The sequence below is a fragment of the Bradyrhizobium sp. genome (genome assembly GCF_019242285.1).
GTDB lineage: Bacteria > Pseudomonadota > Alphaproteobacteria > Rhizobiales > Xanthobacteraceae > Bradyrhizobium.
The window spans coordinates 1-4,074 of sequence record NZ_JAFAVV010000919.1 but is presented as its reverse complement, the minus strand read 5'-3'; the positions used below and the strand labels follow the sequence as shown (position 1 = coordinate 4,074).

The 4,074-nt window shown below is 67.1% G+C and carries 4 protein-coding genes; 2 read left to right on the top strand and 2 right to left on the bottom strand.

The features are described 5' to 3' along the window. Positions 1 to 646: PhzF family phenazine biosynthesis protein (locus JOY90_RS37710; RefSeq protein WP_291696163.1), on the bottom strand; the 646-nt coding region annotated here is incomplete at its 3' end. A 29-nt stretch (positions 647 to 675) separates the two neighbouring features. Then, on the bottom strand, positions 676 to 1,806 hold the full coding sequence (locus JOY90_RS37705) for a pyridoxal phosphate-dependent aminotransferase (RefSeq protein ID WP_291696162.1): 1,131 nt from the start codon (positions 1,804 to 1,806) through the stop codon (positions 676 to 678). A gap of 293 nt (positions 1,807 to 2,099) precedes the next feature. Here JOY90_RS37705 and JOY90_RS37700 point away from each other — a divergent pair, with 293 nt between their 5' ends. Both JOY90_RS37700 and JOY90_RS37695 read left to right on the top strand, forming a co-directional pair. Next, complete coding sequence (locus JOY90_RS37700) at positions 2,100 to 3,548, top strand: PLP-dependent aminotransferase family protein (protein WP_291696161.1); 1,449 nt, start codon at positions 2,100 to 2,102, stop codon at positions 3,546 to 3,548. A gap of 148 nt (positions 3,549 to 3,696) precedes the next feature. Then, on the top strand, positions 3,697 to 4,074 hold a 378-nt coding region (locus tag JOY90_RS37695), incomplete at its 3' end, for a hypothetical protein (protein ID WP_291696160.1).

Sequence of the window (4,074 nt, the reverse complement as noted above, 5' to 3'; positions counted from 1 at the left end):
CTTCGGTGGCGCGCGGCGGGATGAAAGCGCGCACCTCGAAATGCGCATCGCTGCCGTCCTTCCCGGCATCCCATGGCGCAACCACGCCCAGCATGTGGCCGGCCAATGCCGCATAGTCCGGCCTCAGCGCCAGGACTTCCGCCCGGCTCGACAGCATCACGGAGACCCAGCCGGGACCGTTGTCGACCCATTGGGCGGCCCGGATGGCCTCGCGCGGCATTCTCAGGCCATTCGCGATGGTGCGAATCGTCACGTCGTCGACCTCGCCGCTGCGCCGAAGCGGCGGAGCCGCGAAAGCGAGACGGTCGCCGTCCCGCCTGATCTGCACGAGGCCGACGCCGCATTCCTGCACGATGCGGGCTTTCTGCGCGTTGCCCGTGCTGTTCAACCAGACCTGGCAGCTTCCGAGCGTGGGATGGCCGGCAAAGGGCAGCTCTCGCGAGGGTGTGAAGATGCGAACGCGATAGTCTGCACCTGATGTCGCAGGCTTCAGCAGAAACGTGGTCTCGCTCAGGTTCGTCCAGCGTGCGAGCGAGGCCATGGTCGCTTCGGAAAGGCCGTCGGCATCGACGACGACGGCGAGCGGATTTCCCCTCAAGGGGCGGTCGCCGAACACGTCGACCTGGTGGAAGGCAAAGCTGGGCATCGGTGTCTTTCCTTTCATCGGTCGCTGCATCAGGCCGCCGTCAGGCGGGCACGATGCAAGGCATCCGTCAGCACGTCGAGGGCCACATCGAGCCGGTCAGGCTCGGGCAGGCCGAAGCCCAGACGGAAGACGCGGGCTTGGTCGCCGAACCAGCTTCCATCGCCGACGCGCGCATGGCGCCGCGCCAGTTCCACATGGAAGCGCGCGACGCCGCCGGCATCGAACACGTCCGGCCGCAACCGGATGCAGCACAAGGCGCCCGCGTCCGGCCGGACCCACTCGACCAGCGCCGCGTGACGTTCGGCCCAGGCCGTCGTGCGCGCCAGTCCCGCGCCTAATCTCAGCCGTCGTGCCCCGACGATGTCGTCCGCGCGCTGCAACACGCGCTGTGCAAGCATCTCGTCCACCGCCGAATTGGCGATGACGGAGCCGAACTTGCCGAGCACGAGCTGCTCGCGGAGCTGTGCGTCACGGGTGATCGCCCAGCCGACGCGAACACCCGGCGCACCGTGGCATTTGGAGAGCGAGCCGGTGACGACGACCCGTGGGCTCATGGTCGCGGCGCTCGGCGCGATCGGGTCGTCGCCATAGACGGCGCATCGATAGGTTTCGTCGACCAGCAGGAACGCCTCGGGGCAATGCGTCGACATCGCCGAAAGCAGCTCTGCAAGCGTCGCGCGCGGCGTCGCGACGCCCGAAGGGTTGTGCGGCGAGGCGAGGGATACCAGCCGCGTCGCGGGTGACAGCAATCCGGCCAGCTCCTTCGGATCGAGCCGATAGCGGTCGTCGAAGCCGAGCGGCAAGGTGCGGAGCCTGGCGCCGACACTCACGAGCACGTCGCGCGCAGGCGGGAACGCCGGCGTCGTGATCACGGCCTGCTCGCCGTTACCGCAGAGGATGTAGCCCAGCAGAAACAGGGCATGCATGCCGCCGATCGTGACGACGACGTCGCCTTCGTCCACGCCATGGAGGTCGGCGATGACTGAACGCAGCGCAGGGGCGCCGGCGGGCGTGCCATAGCCGAGCCGGGTTTCCTGCCAGCCACTGTCTCCGCCGAGAAGCTCGCCAAGCAGGAGATCCGGGCCGAGACTTTCGGCGAGATCGTGTTCCGGCGCCTCGCCGACCAGCGACATGATGTCGTTTCTCACGAATTGCGGCATGGTGTTCTCCGTCTCGATCCGAAGCAGGGCAATCACATATGGGAAGGCAGTCGTTTTGCAGCCCATCCAGACGCCCGCCTTCGGCGGGCTCCTCAGGATGAGGGTCTTTATGCGGCGAAATCTCAGAACCTCATGGTGAGGGCGCGGCGCAGCCGCGCGTCTCGAACCATGAGGCCCCGATCGTCGCTGCCATATGCGATTGCCCTGTGATCCGAAGCGAGGAGTAGCAAGCCGGTACGGACCTGTACAGTTACAGAGAATGACAATTGCGACCGGTACAGTTAGGATGGGGCATGTCCAAGGAAATGGCTAAGGAAGAAGTCTTTCGATACGAGGAGCTCGCGCGCTTCATCACCGCGCTGGTCGACCGCGGCACGCTGATGCCGGGCACGCGGGCGCCGTCGCTGCGCGAGATCAGCCGTGAACGGGACGTCAGCATGGCGACCGCGCTGCAGGCCTATCGGCTGCTGGAAGACCGCGGCGTTCTGCAGGCGCGTCCGCAGTCCGGCTTCTATGTCGCCCGCCGGCCGACTGCGCGAAAGGCGCCCTCGATGTCCAGGCCGCCGGCCCGCGCCACCGATGTCAGCGTCGCCGGCGTCGTCGCCAAGCTGCACGAGCATGCGTCCGATCCCGCGCTCGTGCCGCTCGGTTGTGCCATCCCAAGCCAGGATCTGCTCTCCTCAGGACGGCTCGACCGGCTGCTGGCGCGGATCGCGCGGGAGAAAGGCGGCGCCTGCAACATCTACACGGGCCCGCAGGGAGACGTGGGACTCCGGCGGGAGATCGCGCGTCGCGCGCTGCGGTGGGACAGGACGGTTTCGCCTGACGATCTCGCCGTGACGGTCGGATGCACCGAGGCGCTCGCGTTGGCGCTGCGTGCGGTGGCGCGCCCTGGGGATACGATCGCGATCGAATCGCCGACCTATTTCGGCCTCCTGCATGCGCTGCAGGCGCTCGGGCTCAGGGCTTTCGAGCTGCCGACCGATGCGACGGAAGGGATCGATCTGCACGCGCTGCAGCGCGCGCTCACGACACGTCGGATCGCGGCGTGCCTGTTCGCCTCCAGCTTCAACAACCCGCTCGGTTGCACCATGCCGGACGCCAAGAAGCTTGCCGTGCTGAAGCTCCTGGCGCGTCACGACGTGCCGCTGATCGAGGACGACATCTACGGCGACATCTATTTCGGCAGCGAGCGTCCGCGACCGTTCGTCTCGCTCGATCCGCACGGCAATACGATCTACTGCAGCTCGTTCTCGAAGACGGTGGCGCCGGGCTATCGGATCGGCTGGATCGTGCCCGGTCGGCATCTTCGGCGCGTTCTCGATGCGAAGGCGGCGTTCACCTTGTGCGGCTCGGTGTTGCCGCAGGTCGCTTTCGCCGAATTCCTCGGCGCCGGCGCCTACGATCAGCACCTGCGCCGCATCAGGCGCATCTTCGCCGACAACATCGAGCGGATGACGCGTGCGGTCGACAGGTATTTCCCGCCGGGAACGCGGATCAGCCGCCCGCAGGGCGGTTTTGTCCTGTGGCTCGAGTTGCCGGCGGGGCTCCGGAGCCGGGAGCTGTTCGGCAAGGCGCTCGACCAGGGTATCTGCTTCGCGCCGGGAGAGGTGTTTTCGGCCAGCGGCCGCTTCTCGAACTGCATGCGCATCAGTTGCGGACACACCTGGGATGCGCGGATCGAGCGCGGCGTGGCGCGCCTCGGAGCGCTCGTGGCCGAAGCGCTGGCGAAGGCCGCCTAGCCCGGATGAGCAACTTGTCCGCCGAGGCTCGAGAGCAAAGGCGGAAACGATATCCGGGACGCATCGCGCGCCGCTGTCGCCATACGAGCGTCCCCGCGGCCCTGATACAATTCGCAATAGCGGATTTCGAGAACGGGATGGTCGAGCCATGGGACTGAGAGGCCGGGTGCTCGGGCGAGCGGCGATGGGGCTGCTGGTGGCAACGCTGGCAGGACCGGCCTGCGGGCAAGCCGCGTGCGTTGTGGATCGGGAGTTGTTGGTGCTGCCCCGATGTGCACTGGAGACGCGGGGCGGTCAGTTGTATGTGGCGCCGCAGTTTGTGCAGTGGCTGTTTAACAGCCTTCGCCAGAAGATGGCAGCGACCGGGGCGGAAGGCGAAGGCTGGATCTACGTCGATCGCACGGGACGGGTGCTGGAACGGAACGTGGCCACGATGGATAACGGTGCCGACAGCTTTCACAGTGGACTGGTGCGCGTGACGCGCGATGGAAAATGGGGACTGGCGACGACGCGCGGGCGGCTCGCC